Raw genomic sequence first — 20,485 nt, forward strand, 5'->3', positions numbered from 1 at the left:
ATATAATAGATAATAAAATTTTTCAATTAGATTTATTTTATAAAGTTACTTGACAAAATGAAGTCATGATGTTATATTTAAAAAAAGATATGGAGGTACCTTTTGTTAGGAAGTATGACTTTAACTGAAAATGTAAGCTTTTTGCTTGTTCTTTTAGAAGGTTTTTTATCATTTTTTTCACCATGTGTATTACCGCTTATACCAGTTTATATAAGTTATTTAGCAGGTAATGGAAAAAGTGTTGATGCAAATGGAACTATAGTATATGAAAGAAAAAAAGTTTTAATAAATACATTATTCTTTGTTCTAGGAATTTCAAGTACTTTTTTCATACTTGGTTTTTCATTTTCTGCTTTAGGTGTTTTTTTTAATCAAAATAAAGTTTTATTTAGCCGAATTGGTGGCATAATAATTATAATTATGGGACTCTTACAATTAGATATCATAAAATTAAATCTCTTAAAAAGAGAAAAAAGATTTAATTTAGACTTAAATAGAAAAAAAATGAATCCTATTGTTGCTTATATAATGGGATTTACCTTTAGTTTTGCTTGGACACCTTGTGTTGGACCTGCATTATCTTCTATATTAATTTTAGCATCTAATGCTAGCAGCTCCTTTACAGGAAATATGCTTGTTTTAATTTATACCCTAGGATTTGTTATTCCTTTTGTTATCCTTGGAATGTTTACAACTCAGGCATTAAATTTCTTTAAAGAAAAGCGAAATTTAATGAAATATACTATAAAAATAGGCGGTATTATTTTAATAATTATAGGTATTATGACTTTTACCGGATTGTTAAATAATATAAGTAAATTTTTAGCTTTTTAACTTTTAATGAATAAGAAAATGTAATTTAAAAATTAAGATGAAAATATTAAAGTTAGGAGCAATTAATGAAAATGCAATATAATTTACCATGCAACATAGCTCAAACATTAAATATAATTGGAGATAAATGGTCTTTATTAATACTCCATCAAATACTAGTAGGACGAGAAACTTATAAAGAAATACACGATGAATTAACAGGTATACCTACTAATTTATTATCAGAACGATTAAAATCACTAGAAATTGATGGTCTTATAAAAAGAGAACTTTATCAATCACATCCACCTAGAAATAAATATACCTTAACTAAAAAGGGATACGATTTAGAAGATGTATTTAATAGTATTATATTATGGGGTGAAAAACATTTAGATACATGTTATAAAAAATTAGTTCATAAAAATTGTAACCACAGCATTGAACATAGATATTACTGTTCAAATTGCAACAAAGTAGTGAAAATAGAGGATATATCAGTGCTAGATCCTAATGAACAGTAATTTAGTAAATTTAAAGAGGAAAAGTTGGGAGAAAGGAGAATAATCCAACCACCTCATAAAAGAGGATAATTGGATTATACGTGAAATATGATAGATATAGCAATTATCGGTGGAGGACCAGCAGGTTTATCTGCAGCTGTAAATGCATTAGCTAGAGGTAAAAACCCTCGAATTTTCTCAAATAAGGAGAATTACTTATCTAAGTCTGAACGTATAGATAATCATTTAGGATTTTATAATATAAGTGGAAAGGATTTAATGAAAAAATTTATAGACCACACTAAATCTATGAATATTGAAGTAGAAAAAAATAAGGTTGTAAATATACTACCTTTTGATGAAAGTTTTATGGTTAATGTTAATGGAGAAATAGTAGAAGCTAAAAAGGTTATATTAGCAATGGGTATATCTAAAGTAAAGGAAGTACCTGGTGAAGCTCGTCTTTTAGGTAGTGGTGTAAGTTATTGTGCAACTTGTGATGGTATGCTATACAGAAACAAAATTGCAGTAGTTTGGGATCAATCTCATGATGCTGTAGAAGAAGCTAACTTTTTACAAAGTATCGGAGTAAATGTAATTTTTATTTCAAAAAAACCTAAATCCCAAGAGTTAAATTCTGATATACAATTTATTTCTGGCACAATAGATGAAATAATTGGAGAAATTAAAGTAGAAGGAATTGTTGTAGATAATAATACTATTAATGCAGATGCAGTTTTTATTTTAAGAGAAGTAGTTGCGCCAACTGCACTAATAGATGGTTTATCAATAGAGAATGGTTTTATTTGTGTTGATAAAAACATGGAAACTAATATTAAAGGTGTTTATGCAGCAGGAGATATAACTGGAAAACCACTTCAAATATCAAAAGCTGTTAGTGAAGGTTTAATAGCTGCTCAACATGCAGCTCAAGAAATAGATAAAGCATAAGGAGAAAAGAAATGACAGAAAAAATAACATATGTAAATAATACACAACAATTTGATGAATTAATAGGAAGTGGAAAATTAGTCTTAGTTGACTTTTGGGCTACTTGGTGTGCACCTTGCAAAATGATTGCTCCAGTAATTGAAAAATTAGCAGATCAATATGAAGGAAAAATATCTGTTGCAAAAGTTGATATTGATGAACAACAAGAACTTGCAATAAGATATGGGATTCAAAGTATTCCTACAGTTATATTATTCAAAGATGGAAAAATTGCAGAAAAAGAAATAGGTGTTAAACCACTTAATTCATTTACAAAATTAATAGATAATCATACCGCTACAGCATAAATAATAAAAGCAGTAGTAACATAACTACTGCTTTTATTTCCACTCATTTTTAAGTAGACCATATAAATATAAATCATATCTTTTATTATCTCGTAAAACAAATTCTCTAAAAATACCTTCTTTCTTAAACCCTGTTTTTTCATATAAGGAAATTGCATTTATATTAAATTCTAACACATTTAATTGTATTCTATGAAGTTTTATAACTTTAAATCCATATGTCAATAATAAATTTAAAGATTCTTTTCCATAACCCTTTCCTCTTATGTTTTTGTTACCAATACCTATAAATAAAGTAGCTACTTTATTTTCTTTTTCTATATCATCATATCCTGCAATACCAATAATTTCATTGCTTTTAATAAGTTTCATAGCAAAAACTTCAGATTCTTCACTTTTTTCATAATCATTAAATATTTTATCAACTTCTCTTTTAGATTGACTAATGGGTGGAATATAATCATAATATTTTAAAAATTCTGTATCTGAAAACCATTTATATATGTATTTCATATCTTCTTTTTCAATTTTAGATAAATATATATTTTCACCTTTAAGCATAAAAAACTCCTATACATATACTATATTTGTTTCATGGATACAAAAAATTATTTAAGCAAAAATAATAACAAATATTATAGTCAATAAACCTGTTACTCCTATTGCCAAACTACTAGCAGCACCTATGTCTTCTCCCATTTCCATTGCTTTAGTTGTACCAAAAGCATGTGCTGAAGAGCCTAGACCTATACCTTTAGCTATATTGCTTTTTATTTTACCATACTTATAAATAAATGGAGATATAATTGCACCTATTTGTCCTGTTATAACTACGGCAATTATAGTTATTGCCTCATTTCCACCAAGAAGTTTTGTTGACTCGACAGCCATTGGTGTAGTAATTGATTTTGATAATAATGATAACATAATAGCACTATCTAAATTTAGAACTTTACAAAGTATTATAACAGATACAAAGGCAGCAATAATTCCAGCAACTATTCCTCCAACAATAGGTATAAAATTTTTTAATAATTCATTTCTATTTTTATATAAAGGTATTGCCAAAACAACAACTATTGGACCCATAATATATGTTATTATCCTTCCCCCCTTATTATATGTTGAATATGGAATATCAAATAATATCAATAATAAAATAACAGATATTGTTGTTATTATAACTGGATTTAAAAGTGTATGTTTATATTTAATATATATTTTATTACTCATAATAAATAAAAACAAAGTTAAAATAATATAAAATAATGAAATTAACATTTCCTTTATCATTAAATTTAATCCTTTCTAAATGATGCTAAATAGTCTGTTGTTTTTCCTGCTACAAACATTACACATCCACATGAAATTACTAAAACTATCATAAATTTTATTATATCACCTGCTATAAGTTCATATGACTCAATTAATCCAACTGCCATTGGAACAAAGAAAAATGCCATATATTTAATTAAAAAACTGCCCGTTTCTTCAATTACTGATAGCTTTAAAATATTTAATGATAATAATAACAATAATACAATCATTCCAATTAAATTGCCTGGTATGACAATATAAGGTGAAATAATTCTACTAATAAAATTTCCAGTTTCATATATTATGTATATAATTAATATTTGAATTACTATTTTAATAAGCTTTTTAAACATTTTACATCCTCCACATTGTTTAAACATTATAGCTCAACAACAATATTATTTCAATATAAAACATTTAAAAAACTATTATTTAATTTTTCCCCACAGTTGGCTTTCATTATAAAATAGTTATTCACAATTATATCTATCGTGTTGGTACTATCTCAATCCAATATCCATCTGGATCTGTTATAAAATATATTCCCATAGATTCATTTACAAATTCAATGCATTTCATTTGTTCATGTTTTTTAAATGCTTCATCATAATTATCAACTTTCATTGCAAGATGAAATTCTTCTTCCCCTAAATCATAAGGTTTAGCTCTATCCTTCATCCATGTAAGTTCTAATAAAAAATCAGTTGTATTATCACCTAAATAAACTAACTTAAAACTTCCATCTTCAGCTTCTTTTCTTCTTACTTCGATTAAGCCTAAAGCTTCTTTATAAAAATCCATGCTTTTTTGTAAATCTAATATGTTAAAATTAAAATGATTATATGTAAATTTCATGTTAATCCCTCCTATTTTTTCTTATTTTTAATCAAGTATTGAAATATGGAGAATCTTTTTTAAAGTAAAGATTCTCCACTAAATTCAGAATGACATATTTTCTTAATATCCTTACTTTATATCATTTATTCTTCTTCGACTTGTTTTTCTTCTATTATATCATTTTCTTCATTTTCCTGATTTTGTTGAACTCCATTAATAACTATATTTAATTGATTTAATATATCTTCTAATTCTTCAAGTTTTTCTCCGTAGGTAGCCCAATCACCTTTTCTTGATGCTTCATTAGATTCTATGAAGACATTATTTGCTTTTTGTATTAAATCATTTACATCAACATTAACATTATAATCTTCATTTTCTGTAGGCTCTTTTTCTTCAGTTGCTGTTCCAAAAATTCTTGCTATGGCTGCATCAAGAGTAGATTCCATTACTATTTTATCTCCAAAAGAAACTACAACCATTTTCATTTCAGGGAAATTACTTTCAGTATCTGATTTTAAATAAATTGGTTCTACATACATTAATGAATTTTCAATTGGTACAACTAAGGTATTTCCTCTCAATACAGAAGACCCTACTTGGCTCCACAATGTTAACTGGGATGATATGGCAGTATCTTGATCAATTTTTGTTTCTATCATATTAGGTCCTGGTATTGTTTTTGTTTTTGGAAATTCATAAAGTATTAATTCTCCATAATTTTCGCCATCATTTCTAGCTGCTAAAAGAGCAATCATATTATCCTTATTTTGAGGTGTATATTGAGTAGTTAATAGAAATTCCACATTATCTTCTTCAGGTAATTTAAACATAACATAGCTAGAATCAACTGGTCCTTCGCCTAAATCCATATATTTTTCATTTGCTAATTCCCAATAATCTTCTCTTCCAAAAAAAACTGTTGGATTTTCTATATGGTATAATCTATACATTTCAGATTGTATATCAAAGTATGTTTGAGAATATCTTATATGACTCCTAATACCTGATGGCATTTCGCTTATTGGTTTAAATAAATCAGTAAATATTTTAGAGTATACATTAATAATAGGATCTTTATCATCTGTAATATAAAAATCAGTCGTTCCGTTATAAGCATCTATAACTACTTTAACAGAATTTCTAATATAATTAACTTCTTTTCCTTCTACAAAATTAGTTGTTGGTTGTGAATAAGGATATTTATCACTTGCAGTAAAGCCTTCTATAATCCAATATAACTTACCATCATCTTGATTTACTATTATATATGCATCAGGATCATAATAAAGAAATGGAGCAATTTTTTGAACTCTTTCTATTATATTTCTATTTATCATAATTTTACTATTACCATCAATATTATTAGAAATTAGCATTTTATAACTTCCTTCTCTAATACTGAATAAAAACCTATTTAAAAAAGACAAATTAATACCTGCTTCTCCTTCATAAAATGTTTCAACATTATCTGATCCTGAAGGATAATCAAATTCTTTTTCGTCTGTATTAACAACTACATATTCATTTGTACTTTCACCAAAATATATTTCTGGTTTAGTAATATTAAAATCAGTATTAGTTGTAGGAGGTAAATTCCTCACTATCATCTCAGGTTGACCTTGAGAATTTACTCTGTTAACCGGTGATAAAGTTATACCATATCCATGAGTATATTTTAAATATTGATTTACCCATGTTTTAGCTTGCTCATTTAGTCTATTTTGATCAAGTTCCCTAGCAGATAAAAATACTTGTTTATAATCTCCATCAATTATATATCTATCTACATCAACATCATTAAATCTATAGTAAGGCCTTATTCCTTGTAATTGATTATATACCTGTATCAATGGTTCTCTATCATTTATTCTTATATTTTCTATAACCTCTCTATTATTTTCAATATCTTTTATAGTTAAATTATCATTTGATGGAAACTCATTTACAATTACATTATCCAAACTATAAGCTTTTTGAGTATTTTTTATACTATATTCCATATATTTTGTTTCTTTTGATAATTGATCAGGTTCAACAATAAATTTTTCAACAATCCCACTTAATCCAGTTCCTAATATTGATACTACTATTAAAGCTGCAGGAACTATTAACGCAAATTTTAAGTTTCTTTTTCTTGAACCTATAAAAAATGTAACTGCTGCTATAAAACAACCAACCATTAACACTCTATATACATTTAAGGTTATGTTTATATCTGTATAACCTGCACCAAAAACTCTGCCTAGTTGAGAGTATAATAAATCATAAGACATTAAGAAAAATCTAATTCCTATAAATATAAAAGTTAAAGAACCAATTATAGATATTTGATTTATTATTTTTGATATAAACTTTTTATTTAAAACAGAACTAAAATCAATTTGTTGTTGTAATCCTGAAATATTTTCAAATTGATGAGATACTTTTTTAAAACTATCTTTAATTGATAGATATCCATAAAATAAAACAGTTACAATAATAAGTAAGAATAGTATGTTTATTATAAAACCAACAAGTGTTTTAATAAGGGGTAATTTAAATATGTAAAAACTAATATCATTATTAAATATAGAATCAACTGAATTGAAAATTTCTAGATTAATGTATTGTAAAATTTCAAACCATAAAGTTGAGACTATATTTATTGTCATAACAAAACTTATTGCAATAGTTACAATTTTAATCCAAAAATTTGTTTTTTTCTTAGTATCAATATCGATTACTTCTATATCTTCATAATATTTCTTTTTTAATTTGTTTATATACATATATAGCAAAAGTGATAAAAATACAAATAGAGGTATTCCAATAGTAAATTGAGCTTTCAATTTAGTAAAAAATGTTTCTGTATACCCTACCTCCTTAAACCACAAATAATCTGTTGAAAATTTAAGTATACCCCCAAAGGAATTAATAACTATAAATAATATAATTATCATACCTATAACAAAAAATCTACTTCTATTTTTCATAATACCTCCTTTATTTAATTATCAGAAGTAATTACATTAGCAATCACTTTACTTTACTCGTTATGTTATTTATTAAATTCTATTCTTAATTTTTCCAAAGTTTTCTTTTCTATTCTAGAAACTGTCATTTGAGAAATGTTTAATTCCTTTGCTATATCACTTTGTGTTTTATTAGAATAATACCTTTTTAAAATAATGTTCCTTTCCAGTTCGTTCAACTTTTTTAATGATTTATTTATAAAATCTTCGTTTTCTATTTTTAAATATTCTTTATCTTCTTCTCCCACTAAATCTAACAATGAAATTTGACTTTCTTCATTTTTTAAATCAAACTTTATGTCCAAAGATTGAGAATTAAACATTTTTCCTGCTTCAAAAGCTTCTAATACTTCTTCTTCTGAACATTTCACATAATCTGATATTTCTTTTACAGAAGGAGTTCTATGAAGTTCATTGCTAAGTATATTGTAACATTCATTTACTTTCTTAGATATTTCCTGTATTTTTCTAGGTACTTTTATAGACCAACCTTTATCTCTGAAATATTTTTTTATTTCACCTAGTATAGTAGGAGTTGCAAAGCTAGTAAATTCAAACCCTCTAGAAATGTCGAATCTTTCGATAGCATAAATTAAACCCATACAAGCTATTTGATAAATATCTTCATATTCTATTCCTCTATTAGAATATTTTTTTGATATGATTTCTGCCATATATTTATATTTTTCAAAAATTTGATTTCTTACATCAATATTTTTTGTTTTTTCATATTGAATAAATAAATCTTGATTTTTTATATTTTTTGAGTTTTGCCCCATTATCTTCATACCACCAACATCCATACTAGTTCATATATTTTTCAAAACTAATTTTATTGTAGTCTAAATCTAATTCATATTTATCCGATAAGCTTTCAATTATTAGAATACACATTTCATCTTTAATCTCATTTTTTTTATTTACTTTTCCCTTATTTAAATCAGTCACTTTTACTTTAAATTTGTCATTATCAATAATATATTCTACTTCAAAAGGTTTTTCATTCTCTTTTATATTATTTATAAAAAATATGCAAATTTCTGATACAATAACTTTAATATCTTCTATATCATCTACATTAAAACTATTAATATTAGATAATGCTGAAGATGTTAATCTTATTGTACTTATGTATTCTGACTTTTTTGGAATTGTTAATTTTACTTTATCCATTATTCTCACCCTTGAATATTAAATACTTTATTTAGACCTGTTATATCAAATAATTTATAAATATTTGGTTTTAAATTTATTATACTAACTTCTAAGCTTTTTTCTTGCGCTTTTTTGTATATACTCATTAAAATACCTAAACCTGTACTGTCAATATAATCTAATTCATTTCCATTAATTATAATATTAGAATCTTTAGTTTCTATTAAATCAAAAATAACTTTTTTAAATTCTGGAGAAGTATATATATCTACTTCTCCAACAGGTATTATCTCTAAACTATTTTCTTTATTTTTCCCATATTTTATATTCAAAGACATTTGAAACCTCCATATTAATATTATTCTTCTATTTCCACATCTTCTTCTGGTATAATTTTGGCTACAGAAGCAACTTTGTCACCATTATTAAGTCTCATTGCTATTACTCCTTGAGTATCTCTTCCCATTATTGATACTCCAGATGTATGCATTCTAATTATTGAACCATTCGAACTTAATATCATAATATCATCTTCTTTATTTACTATTAAACAATCAACTATTTTTCCAGTTTTTTTGTTTATAGAATGAGATTTCATTCCCTTTCCGCCTCTATTTTGACAGCGATATTCACTTGGATTAGTCATTTTAGCATAACCGTTTCTAGTAATTGTCATAATAAATTTATCATTTTCTTCTTGAGAAAGAATACCCATAGATACTATTTCATCATCATTAGTCGTAGTAATAGCTTTTACTCCCATTGAATTTCTACCAGTTTCTCTTACATCTCTTTCACTAAATCTTATTCCTTTACCATTTTTAGTTGTAATAAAAATATCCATTGTTCCATCAGTTTTATTTACGCTTATTAATTCATCATCTTCAGCAATTTTTATTGCAATAAGACCTGTTTTTCTTGAAGTATCAAATTCAGTGAGTTTTGTTTTTTTAATAATACCTTTTTTAGTAGCAAAGACCAAATATTCATTATCATTATAGTCTCTGATAGGAATTAAAGCTCTAATTTTTTCATCTGTATCTATGTTTATAAGATTAATAGCTGCAGTACCTTTTGCTTGACGCCTTGCTTCTGGTACTTCATAAGCTTTTATTCTATACATTTTACCTTTATTTGTTAAAAATAATAAGTAATCATGTGTAGATGTAATAAATAAATTTTTAACGAAGTCTTCATCTCTAGTTGTTAATGCTGTTATACCTTTTCCACCTCTTCTTTGAACCTTATATGTATCTTCTGGCAATCTCTTTATATATCCAAAATTAGTTAAAGTTATAGCAACATTTTCTTCTTCTATTAAATCTTCTACGTTAATTTCACCTTCATCTGCAATGATTTCTGTTCTTCTTTCATCATAATACTTATTTTTAATATCTGTTATTTCTTCTTTTATAATTTGATCAACTAAGTATTGGTTAGCTAAAATTTCTTTAAACTTATTAATCATTTGAATTAACTCTTCATATTCTGTATCTAACTTTTCTCTTTCAAGGCCTTGTAATCGTCTTAGCCTCATATCTATAATAGCTCTAGCTTGAAGCTCAGATAAATTGAATCTTTCCATTAATTTTATTTCTGCATCATCATATGAAGCTCTTATTATTTTAATAATTTCATCTATATTGTCAATTGCTATTCTTAAACCTTCGACAATGTGAGCTCTTGCTTCTGCCTTATTTAAATCATACTTTGTTCTTCTTACTATTATTTCTCTTTGATGAAGTACATAATAATGAATCATATCTTTTAAATTTAAAACTTTAGGTTCACCATTAACTAAGGCAATCATAATAATACTAAAATTATCTTGAAGCTGGGTATGTTTGTACAAATTATTGAGAATAACATTAGGATTGTAATCTCTTTTTATTTCAATTACAATACGCATACCCGTCCTATCACTTTCATCTCTTAAATCAGAAATTCCTTCAATTCTTTTATCTTTTACTAAATCTGCCATCTTTTCTATTAATCTGGCTTTATTAACTTGATAAGGTATTTCAGATACTATTATCCTGCTTTTATTATTTTTCATTTCTTCTATTTCGACACGAGATTTAACTTTTACTAAACCTCTTCCAGTCATATAAGCATTTCTAATATTATCTTTTCCTACAATTATTGAACCTGTTGGAAAATCAGGTCCTTTTATATATCGCATTAATCCTGGAATATCAATATCTGGATCATCTATGTATGCAATTATACCATTTATTACTTCCCCCAAATTATGTGGAGGAATGGAACTTGACATACCTACAGCTATACCAGATGACCCATTTACTAATAAATTAGGAAATCTCGCTGGTAAAACAACAGGCTCTTTTAATGTTTCGTCAAAGTTAGCTTTAAAATCAACTGTATCTTTATTAAAATCCTTAAGTAATTCTAATGCCATTTTAGACATACGTGCTTCTGTATAACGCATTGCTGCTGCACCATCGCCATCAATTGATCCAAAATTTCCATGACCATCTACTAAAGGATAACGCATTGAAAAACTTTGAGCCAATCTTACCATAGCATCATATACTGCTGTATCACCATGTGGATGATACTTACCAAGTACATCACCGACAATACGTGCACTTTTCTTATGTGGTTTATCTGGTGTAAGTCCTAATTCATTAGCCGAATAAAGTATTCTTCTATGAACAGGTTTTAAACCATCTCTAACATCAGGCAATGCTCTACTTACTATAACAGTCATAGCATAATCAAGATAAGATTTTCTCATTTCTTCTGTAATATTTGTCTGTAAAATCTTATCATTATTTTCAATTTCACTCATTTATAACCTCCACAATAACAGCAATCTATATTATATATCTAAATTTTTTACATATTTTGCATTTTGCTCAATAAATTCTCTTCTTGGTGCTACTTTATCTCCCATAAGCATAGAAAAAGTCTCATCAGCTTCCATTATATCTTCTTCATTTATTTTTAATAAAATTCTATCAGCTGGATTCATAGTTGTATCCCAAAGTTGTACTGGATCCATTTCTCCAAGACCTTTATATCTTTGAATTTCATATTTATTATCTCTTCCAATTTCATTTAGAACCTTATTTAATTCTTCATCACTATAAACATATTCTTCAAATTTACCTTTTTTAACTCTATAAAGTGGTGGTTGAGCAGCATATATATGGCCTTCTCTTATAAGTTCAGGCATATATCTATAAAAAAAAGTTAAAAGTAAAGTACGAATATGCGCCCCATCAACATCAGCATCTGTCATAATTATTATTTTTCCATATCTTAACTTTTGTATATTAAAATCTTCTCCTATACCACAACCAAAAGCTGTAATCATATTTTTAATTTCTTCAGAATTTAATATTCTATCTAATCTTGATTTTTCAACATTTAAAATTTTACCTCTTAGTGGTAAAATTGCTTGAGTTCTTCTATCTCTTCCCTCTTTAGCTGAACCACCTGCTGAATTACCCTCAACTATATAAATTTCACATAATTCTGGATCACGTTCAGAACAATCAGCTAATTTTCCTGGAAGTGCCATACTATCAAGTACATTTTTTCTTCTAGCAAGATCTCTTGCTTTCCTAGCAGCATCTCTAGCTCTTGCAGCTCTCAAAGTTTTTTCAATTATTAGTTTAGCTATTTTAGGATTTTCTTCACAATAAATATTTATAGCTTCTCCTGTAATATTATCAACAATTCCTCTAACTTCACTATTACCTAATTTAGTTTTTGTTTGTCCTTCAAATTGTGGATTAGGTATTTTTATTGATAAAACAGCTGTTATACCTTCTCTTATATCTTCCCCTGTAATTGATAAATCATTTTCTTTTATTAAATTATTTTTCTTTGCATAATCATTCATAGCTCTTGTTAAAGCTGTTTTAAATCCTACTAAATGTGTTCCACCTTCAATAGTATTAATATTATTAACAAAAGAGTATATGCTTTCACTATATGAATCTGTATATTGAATTGATAATTCAACTATTACTTTTTCTTTTTCTCCTTCAGCATAAATTATCTCTTCGTGTATAGGATTTTTTTTATTATTTAGATAGTGAACAAATTCTTTAATTCCACCTTCATAGTGAAATTCATCTCTTACATTGTTTCTTTTGTCCTCTAATATAATTTTAATTCCTTTATTTAAAAATGCTAATTCTCTCATTCTATGTTTAATTGTAGTATAATTAAAGTCTACTTTTTCAAAAATTGTAGAGTCAGGTAAAAATTGTATAGTCGTACCTGATTTATTAGTATTTCCTATACACTCAACATCTGTTTGTGTAATTCCTTTAGAATACTTTTGTCTATATATTTTTCCATTCCATTTTACTTCTGCTATTAAATAATCTGATAATGCATTTACACATGATACCCCAACTCCATGAAGTCCACCTGATACTTTGTAAGCATCATTATCAAATTTACCTCCAGCATGAAGTACGGTAAGAACAGTTTCTAAAGTTGATTTTCCAGTCTTTTCATTTTTTTCTATTGGAATACCTCTACCATTATCTTCTACTACTAATGAATTATCTTCATTAATTGTTACATATATAGTGTCGCAAATTCCTGCCAATGCTTCATCTATACTATTATCTACTACCTCATACACTAATTGATGTAATCCTCTTTCACCTGTTGAGCCAATATACATACCAGGTCTTTTTCTAACAGGTTCCAATCCTTCTAAAACCTGTATTTGCTCTGCCCCATAATGATTATTATTTTTTTCCACCATTTATTTATAACTCCTCTAATTAGTAATGTTTCCTATTTTACCTTCACTTATGTAAAAATTTTTTTTATTACTATATTTTGTTAAATTATATAAATCATTGTCATCAGTTGTTGTTATAACTGTTTGTATATTCTTTATATAATTTAATAAATATCCTTTTCTTTTACTATCTAGCTCAGATAAAACATCGTCTAATAGCAAAATAGGATATTCACCTATTTCATTTTTGATTATCTCTATTTCTGCTAATTTAACTGCAAGTATTGCAGAACGTTGTTGTCCTTGAGAACCAAAATACTTACATTCCTTACCATTAATTTTTATACTTAAGTCATCTTTATTAGGTCCATATAAGGTTGTACATTTTTGTAATTCCTGTTGAAAATTTGAACTTATTTTTTTCCTAAATAAATCTTTAATATCAGATTTATCCATATCATTTACATTTCCTATATTACATATATAATTAATATCTAGTTTTTCTTTATTACCTGAAATATCTGAATAAATATCTATAGTAAATTTTTTTAAGTTATTTATATACTCATTTCTATAATAAATTATTTCCGTACCAATATTTATTAAATAATCATTCCAAATATTAATAATATCCTTATTATCTGGTTTTGTACAGTAATTTTTTAAAATTATATTTCTTTCTGTAATTATTTTCTTATATTTAGCTAGTAAATATTTATATTTTGGTTTAATTTGAGATATATCTATATTTATAAACTTTCTTCTTTCAACAGGACTACCTTTAATTATCTTCATATCATCGGGAGTAAATATAACATTATTCAAAATACCTATCATTTCAGAAGTTTTATCTAATTTTACTTTATTTATAAAAACTTGTTTTCTTTTATTTTTTTCTAAAATTAACTCAATATTAATTTTATAATTATTTTTAATTAAAGATAATTCAACTAAACTTTTGTTTTCTTCAAAATTAATTAATTCACTTTCTTTATTAAGTCTAAATGTTCTTCCTATTGAGCAAAGATATATTGATTCAAGGAGGTTAGTTTTTCCTTGACCATTATCTCCAATAAAAATATTTAAAACTGAATCTAAATCAATATTTACTTCCTTAAGATTTCTATAATCCCTTAATTTTAAGCTATTTACTATCATTATTCCTCTTTTGAAATGATATATTTTAAATTGTTAAATTCAACAATATCTCCTTCGTGCAATTTTTTTCCTCTTTGAAGTATGACTTCATCGTTGACTTTAACTAGTCCGTCCAAAATAACAATTTTTGCCATACCCCCTCCTTCTATAACATTAATATATTTTAAAAATTGATCCAGTTTTATAAAATCAGTGTTTATTTTTATTTTTTCCATATTATACCTCTAATTTATTAATAATTCTATTTAATTTTTATAATATTGGATATTTTTTACCGTAATAATTTATATTTATTATATTTTATATAATAATAAAAATTAACTTATTCTTACTGGTAGAACCATATAAATATAACTATCACTATTTTCTTCTTTTAGAAAACAAGGATTATTTTTTCCAACTATACTTAATGTTAATTTTTCATTTTCAATAACTTTTAAAACATCAAGCATATATTTAGAATTAAATCCAATTTTCAAATTTTCTCCTTCTTTTTCAATAGAAATATTTTCTTCAACATTTCCATATTCAGAAGCAGAATTAATTTGCATATTATTATCTTTTATGTCAAGTATTATTAAATTATTTTTATCATCTCTAGCTAATAGAGATGCTCTTTCTATACTATTTTTAAAATCAGTATTATTAATTTTCAATAATGAGACATAATTATCTTTTAAAATTCCTTCATAATCAATAAATTTACCTTCAAGTAAATTAGAAATTATAGTTGTATTATCAAAATTAAAAGATATATGACTATCTGATATTGTAATTTTTGTAATTCCCTTATTTTCTTCTATTATTCTTAATATTTCTAATAGTGTTTTAGAAGGAACTACTACTGATACTTCCCCATCATATTCAATAGGCTCTCTTTTTACTGCCATTCTATACCCATCAAGAGCAGCAAAAGTACATATGTTATTTTTGATTTCTATTAAACATCCAGTAAATATTGGTCTAATATTTTCTTGGGCAGCTGCAAAATAAGTAAGTTTTATCATATTTTTCAATAATTCAGTTTTTATATTTATAGTATTACCTTCATTGTTAAATGTATTATCAGGATATTCAGTTGCTGAATTACCAAGAATAGTTATTTCAGAATTTAAACATTTTATTTCTATGTTATTTTTTTCAGTTGAGTCAATATAAACAGTAGAATTAGATGGTAATTTTCTAACAAAATCTCCTATTAATCTTGCATGTACAACTATAGAACCTTCTTCTAATACTTCACATGGAGAATAAGTTTTAATTCCTAATTCTAAATCAGTTGCAGTTAAAATTAATTGATTGTTTTTAGCTTCTATTAATATACCAGATAAAATTGGAAGTGCAGTTCTTGAAGAAACAGCTTTTTGTACTATATTTATTGATTTATAAAAATCATTTTGGTTTATTTTGATTTTCATTTTTCTCTCCTTATAAAATAAAATGTGGACAAGTGATAAAAATTTTTTTAGTAGTAATATATAAAATAATTATTAGTAATATTAGTAGGCACTGTTAATTTGTTGAAAACTATAAATCATATTGATATTTAGATATCTGTTTACAAATATGATTGTTAATTAATTTATTTTTTATTAGTTAACAAAAAATAAAAATAAGTTTTTGTTAACAACTATTCACTTTTTGTCAACAGCTTTAAATAATAACTAATTGTTCAGCATGGATATTATATCATCTATATTTTTCTTAACTTCTTGATTACTTTCAATATCACTTTCAATCTTGTTATATGCATGAAGAACCGTTGAATGATCTCTACCTCCAAATTCTTCTCCTAATTTAGGAAGAGAATAATCTGTTAGTTTTCTAGAAACAAACATTGCCACTTGTCTTGGAAATGCTATGTTTTTAGTTTTCTTTTTTGATATTAAGTCTTCTACTGAAATATTATAATAATTAGAAACTACTTCTTTAATATCAATAATAGAAATTTTCTTGTTATTAGAAATTAGATGTTTTAGTGCTTCTTGAGCAAGTTCCAGAGTAACTTCCTTTTTATTTGTCAAAGATGCATATGCATAAATTCTTATAAGGGCTCCTTCAAGTTTTCTGATATTTGATTGAATATTTTGAGCTATATATAATATTACTTCGTCAGGAACATCATAATTTTCAGCTTCAGCTTTTTTTCTAAGTATTGCTGTTCTTGTTTCATAATCAGGAGGTTGTATGTCAGCTATTAATCCCCATTCAAAACGTGATCTTAACCTATCTTCAAGAGTAGGAATTTCACTAGGTGGATTATCACTTGATACAATTATTTGTTTATTTGCTTCATGAAGTGCATTAAAGGTATGAAAAAATTCTTCTTGAGTACTTTCTTTACCAGCAATAAATTGTATATCATCTACTAATAATACATCAGCTTTTCTATAGGTATTTCTGAATTCTTCATTTTTTCCATCTTTAATAGAGTTAATTAAATCATTAGTAAATTTTTCTGAAGTAACATATAAAACTGAAGAATTAGGATTATTATCAAGTATATAGTGACCTATTGCATGCATTAAGTGAGTTTTTCCAAGTCCTACCCCTCCATATAAAAATAATGGATTATACGCTGACGAAGGTGCCTCTGCTACTGCTAAAGAGGCAGCATGAGCAAATCTGTTACTATTTCCTATAATAAAATTGTCAAATCTGTATTTAGGATTTAATTTTCTGTTATTGTTTGTGTCAGAATCATCTTCAGAAGTGCTTTCTTTTTTTGAATGTTTAGAATCATTATCGATATTTTCACCTGGAACTGTAAGAATTAATTCAGTTTCCTTTTTTAATACATAATTAAATGCATTTTTTAAAAAATTATAATGTCTTTTTTGTATAGTATTCCTTAAAAAGTCATCTGCAGTTTCTAAATATATAGTATTATTCTTATAAGCAACTATTTTAAGGGGTTTAAACCAAGTATTAAAACTTACTTGATTTGTGTCCTCTTTAACTATTTCAAGGACCTCATTCCAAAGTTCTTCAAAATTCATTTTATCCTCCCCGTTGTTGATAAAGAAATTAAAAGATTGTTGATAATTTAATTTTTTTATATTTAAATGTATAGTATAAACAATTGTTGATAGTAATTATTAACAATTGTAACAATTTATTTTGCAACATTTAATAAAGCCTTTCAATAAGTTGTCCATAAATTAAACACATTAAGAAACTTATCCACAGGCCTATATAATCTTATCATTTTTTATCCACAATTTCAATTTAATTTTATTTTTTTTAAAAAATAATTGCAAAATGATTTAAAATGTAGTATATTACAATAGCTAAAATCTTTTTTGTATGCTTGACATGCAATATCAAAAATATTATAATTTATAAATATGAAAATTTTAGATATTTATATAGATATCTGCTGCGTAAGGAGGTGTTTTTACAGTGAAAAGAACTTATCAACCAAAAAGAAGACAAAGAAGCAGAGAACATGGATTTATTAAAAGAATGAGTACAAAATCTGGAAGAAATGTTTTAAAAAGAAGAAGGACAAAAGGTAGAAAAAAATTGTCAGCATAAGGCCGCATTAGTGGCCTTTTATTCCAATAAAGAATACTAAGGTATTAATATGATAATAATAAAGAAAAATATAGAATATAAGTCTGTTTATAATTGTAAAAATTCTGTTTCAGATTATAATCTAGTTTTATTTCTTAAAAATAATAAATTAGGATATAATAGGTTTGGTTTTACAACTGCGAAAAAAATAAAAAAAGCAGTTGCCAGAAATATTATTAGAAGAAGGTTAAAAGAAATAGTAAGACTTAATGAGTATAAGTTAAAAGAGGGTTATGATATAATATTAATGGCAAGAGTAAATGCTACTGAATCTGATTATAAAAAATTAGAAAAATCTTTTAATAAATTAATAAAGAAAAAGAATTTATTTAAGGGTGAGTTAAATAAGTAAAATATTAATTAATATAATAAAGTTATATCAGAAATTTTCTTCTAGTACAGGCATTAGACACTGTAGGTTTTATCCTACTTGTTCACAATATTTTATAGAAGCACTACAAAAATATGGTTTTTTTAAAGGCTCATATCTGGGAATACGTCGAATATTAAGATGTCATCCTTTTAATCCTGGTGGGTATGATCCTTTGAAATAATACGGAGGATAATAATGTTAGATTTCATTGCTGTACCTATTGGTATGCTTGTAAAATTGTTATATAATATGGTATTGGTAGTAGATACTGAAATATTGTCTGCATATGCAATATCAATAATCTTATCTACAATTATTTTTAAATTGGTTTTAATGCCTCTAACTTTAAAGCAGACAAAATCAATGAAAAAGATGCAGGAGTTAAATCCACAAATTAAAGAATTACAAGAAAAATACGGAAAAGATCCACAAACATTACAAAGAAAACAAATGGAATTATATAAGGAAGCTAATTATAGTCCCTTTACTGGATGTTTACCAATGTTATTACAGTTTCCAATATTAATTGCTTTTTTCTATGTTTTGAGAGAACCTGTTAAATTTATTTTTCAAGATCAAGCTTATTTTGATACAATAAATAAAACATTTTTGTGGATTAGTGATTTAGGCTTTACTGAAAATTATGTATTTTCAGATGGAATTGTAAATGGTTTATCAATGGGAGGAATTGAATTACCTTTTATCGGTGCTGCAGTTCCTATTTTAGCAGTGATTTCAGGTTTTACAACTTATTTAACTACAAAGATGACATCTGCTGGGCAACCTACAGTAAATGAACAACAGCAATCTACTCAGAAGACTATGAATATGATGATGCCAATTATGATATTTATATTTTCAATACAATTTCCGTCTGGATTAGCTTTATACTGGGTAGTTTCAAATATATTCCAAGCTGTTCAGCAATATGTAATAATGAATTCGTCCAAACGTCCAAAGGAGGAATTAAAATAGATGAAAAGTGTAACAATTGAAAGATCTACTGTTGATGAAGCTGTAAATGCAGCTATAGCTGAGCTTGAATCTGAAATTGATGAAGTCGATATTGAAGTAATTAATGAAGCTTCAAAGGGGTTTTTCGGTTTTGGAAGTAAGGGTGCTAAGGTTAAAGTTACAGTTGTTAATGGACCAAAAGAGAAAGTTAGGAAATTCTTTGATTTTTTACTCGAAAAAATGGACATAAAGGCAGATTATGAAATTGAATTATCAAATAATACTTTGAAAGTTAATATTACTAATATTGATGATGATGATAAAGGTATTGTTATAGGAAAAAGAGGTAAAAATCTAGATGAAATTCAATTCATAATGAATTTAATTGTAAACAAAGGAAAGCAAAATTACATTAGAGTAATATTTAATGTAGAAGATTACAGAGAAAAAAGAGAAGAGACGCTAAAACGTCTGGCAAAAAAAATGGCTGAAAAATGCAGATACTATAATCATAAGGTAAGGTTAGAGCCAATGAATCCATATGAAAGAAGGATAATTCACTCAGCTTTACAGGAAGAAAGAGATATTATTACTTATTCAGAAGGTGTAGAACCATATAGAAAAGTAGTAATTGATTTAAAGTAAGTAAATAAAAGATTAATATAACCCGGTCAACCGGGTTATATTTTATGATAAATAGTTATGTACATTTAAATAATTTTAATGTAAAATGTATATATTGATAGTATATATTG

23 protein-coding genes are annotated in these 20,485 nt (G+C 25.9%); 9 read left to right on the plus strand and 14 right to left on the minus strand.

Annotation, left to right across the window (positions count from 1 at the left end; all coding sequences use genetic code 11):
• The first annotated feature begins 102 nt into the window (after positions 1–102).
• The 4 genes from U8307_RS06530 to trxA all read left to right on the plus strand — a co-directional run bounded on the left by U8307_RS06530 (position 103) and on the right by trxA (position 2,614).
• Positions 103–834, plus strand: a complete 732-nt coding sequence (locus tag U8307_RS06530; RefSeq protein ID WP_326911260.1) for a cytochrome c biogenesis CcdA family protein — start codon at positions 103–105, stop codon at positions 832–834.
• Between the two features lie 65 nt (positions 835–899).
• Complete coding sequence (locus U8307_RS06535; protein ID WP_326911261.1) at positions 900–1,337, plus strand: winged helix-turn-helix transcriptional regulator; 438 nt, start codon at positions 900–902, stop codon at positions 1,335–1,337.
• Positions 1,338–1,424: 87 nt separating this feature from the next.
• Positions 1,425–2,267 (plus strand): NAD(P)/FAD-dependent oxidoreductase, encoded by an 843-nt coding sequence (locus U8307_RS06540; RefSeq protein ID WP_326911262.1) that lies wholly within the window; start codon positions 1,425–1,427, stop codon positions 2,265–2,267.
• 11 nt (positions 2,268–2,278) lie between these two features.
• On the plus strand, positions 2,279–2,614 hold the full coding sequence (trxA, locus tag U8307_RS06545) for a thioredoxin (protein ID WP_326911263.1): 336 nt from the start codon (positions 2,279–2,281) through the stop codon (positions 2,612–2,614).
• A gap of 33 nt (positions 2,615–2,647) precedes the next feature.
• Here the strand turns inward: trxA and U8307_RS06550 are convergent, their stop codons facing one another.
• The 14 genes from U8307_RS06550 to dnaA form a co-directional block, all read right to left on the minus strand.
• On the minus strand, positions 2,648–3,175 hold the full coding sequence (locus tag U8307_RS06550) for a GNAT family N-acetyltransferase (protein ID WP_326911264.1): 528 nt from the start codon (positions 3,173–3,175) through the stop codon (positions 2,648–2,650).
• A gap of 51 nt (positions 3,176–3,226) precedes the next feature.
• A complete protein-coding gene (locus tag U8307_RS06555) occupies positions 3,227–3,907 on the minus strand; it encodes an LrgB family protein (protein ID WP_326911266.1) in 681 nt (226 codons plus the stop codon).
• A gap of 5 nt (positions 3,908–3,912) precedes the next feature.
• Complete coding sequence (locus U8307_RS06560; RefSeq protein ID WP_326911268.1) at positions 3,913–4,284, minus strand: CidA/LrgA family protein; 372 nt, start codon at positions 4,282–4,284, stop codon at positions 3,913–3,915.
• A gap of 133 nt (positions 4,285–4,417) precedes the next feature.
• Entirely contained in the window at positions 4,418–4,786 is a 369-nt protein-coding gene (locus U8307_RS06565) for a VOC family protein (protein WP_326911270.1), read from the minus strand.
• Between the two features lie 125 nt (positions 4,787–4,911).
• Positions 4,912–7,743: a UPF0182 family membrane protein gene (locus U8307_RS06570; RefSeq protein WP_326911272.1), complete on the minus strand. Its 2,832-nt coding sequence runs from the start codon at positions 7,741–7,743 to the stop codon at positions 4,912–4,914.
• A gap of 65 nt (positions 7,744–7,808) precedes the next feature.
• The gene (locus U8307_RS06575) at positions 7,809–8,570 is read right to left on the minus strand and encodes a SigB/SigF/SigG family RNA polymerase sigma factor (RefSeq protein WP_326911274.1); all 762 of its coding nucleotides are present in this window, start codon (positions 8,568–8,570) and stop codon (positions 7,809–7,811) included.
• Between the two features lie 16 nt (positions 8,571–8,586).
• Positions 8,587–8,955, minus strand: a complete 369-nt coding sequence (locus U8307_RS06580) for an ATP-binding protein (RefSeq protein WP_326911276.1) — start codon at positions 8,953–8,955, stop codon at positions 8,587–8,589.
• 5 nt (positions 8,956–8,960) lie between these two features.
• Positions 8,961–9,275 carry an STAS domain-containing protein gene (locus U8307_RS06585; RefSeq protein WP_326911278.1) on the minus strand — a complete coding sequence of 105 codons (315 nt, stop codon included), beginning with the start codon at positions 9,273–9,275 and terminating at the stop codon, positions 8,961–8,963.
• A gap of 20 nt (positions 9,276–9,295) precedes the next feature.
• Positions 9,296–11,749 (minus strand): DNA gyrase subunit A, encoded by a 2,454-nt coding sequence (gyrA, locus tag U8307_RS06590; protein ID WP_326911280.1) that lies wholly within the window; start codon positions 11,747–11,749, stop codon positions 9,296–9,298.
• 30 nt (positions 11,750–11,779) lie between these two features.
• Entirely contained in the window at positions 11,780–13,690 is a 1,911-nt protein-coding gene (gene gyrB, locus U8307_RS06595; RefSeq protein ID WP_326911281.1) for a DNA topoisomerase (ATP-hydrolyzing) subunit B, read from the minus strand.
• A gap of 15 nt (positions 13,691–13,705) precedes the next feature.
• Positions 13,706–14,827, minus strand: a complete 1,122-nt coding sequence (recF, locus tag U8307_RS06600; RefSeq protein ID WP_326911283.1) for a DNA replication/repair protein RecF — start codon at positions 14,825–14,827, stop codon at positions 13,706–13,708.
• A complete protein-coding gene (locus U8307_RS06605) occupies positions 14,827–15,042 on the minus strand; it encodes an RNA-binding S4 domain-containing protein (RefSeq protein WP_326911285.1) in 216 nt (71 codons plus the stop codon). The genes recF and U8307_RS06605 overlap by 1 nt, the downstream gene beginning before the upstream one ends.
• Before the next feature lie 102 nt (positions 15,043–15,144).
• A complete protein-coding gene (gene dnaN, locus U8307_RS06610) occupies positions 15,145–16,245 on the minus strand; it encodes a DNA polymerase III subunit beta (RefSeq protein WP_326911287.1) in 1,101 nt (366 codons plus the stop codon).
• A gap of 246 nt (positions 16,246–16,491) precedes the next feature.
• Positions 16,492–17,826, minus strand: coding sequence for a chromosomal replication initiator protein DnaA (dnaA, locus tag U8307_RS06615; RefSeq protein ID WP_326911288.1), 1,335 nt, complete (start codon positions 17,824–17,826; stop codon positions 16,492–16,494).
• Positions 17,827–18,229: 403 nt separating this feature from the next.
• On the opposite strand from dnaA, the gene rpmH reads away from it, so the two are divergent.
• From rpmH to jag, 5 genes are read left to right on the plus strand one after another with little or no spacing between them, the layout of a single operon-like run.
• Positions 18,230–18,364 carry a 50S ribosomal protein L34 gene (rpmH, locus tag U8307_RS06620; RefSeq protein WP_326911290.1) on the plus strand — a complete coding sequence of 45 codons (135 nt, stop codon included), beginning with the start codon at positions 18,230–18,232 and terminating at the stop codon, positions 18,362–18,364.
• A 49-nt stretch (positions 18,365–18,413) separates the two neighbouring features.
• Positions 18,414–18,755: a ribonuclease P protein component gene (gene rnpA / locus U8307_RS06625; protein ID WP_326911292.1), complete on the plus strand. Its 342-nt coding sequence runs from the start codon at positions 18,414–18,416 to the stop codon at positions 18,753–18,755.
• Entirely contained in the window at positions 18,748–18,957 is a 210-nt protein-coding gene (gene yidD, locus U8307_RS06630) for a membrane protein insertion efficiency factor YidD (protein WP_326911566.1), read from the plus strand. Before rnpA ends, yidD begins: the two co-directional genes overlap by 8 nt.
• A 14-nt stretch (positions 18,958–18,971) precedes the next feature.
• Entirely contained in the window at positions 18,972–19,751 is a 780-nt protein-coding gene (locus U8307_RS06635) for a YidC/Oxa1 family membrane protein insertase (RefSeq protein WP_326911295.1), read from the plus strand.
• Positions 19,752–20,375 (plus strand): RNA-binding cell elongation regulator Jag/EloR, encoded by a 624-nt coding sequence (gene jag, locus U8307_RS06640; protein WP_326911297.1) that lies wholly within the window; start codon positions 19,752–19,754, stop codon positions 20,373–20,375.
• Positions 20,376–20,485 lie beyond the last annotated feature (110 nt).

Origin of the sequence: Sedimentibacter sp. MB31-C6 (assembly GCF_035934735.1) — a bacterium.
Lineage (GTDB): Bacteria > Bacillota > Clostridia > Tissierellales > Sedimentibacteraceae > Sedimentibacter.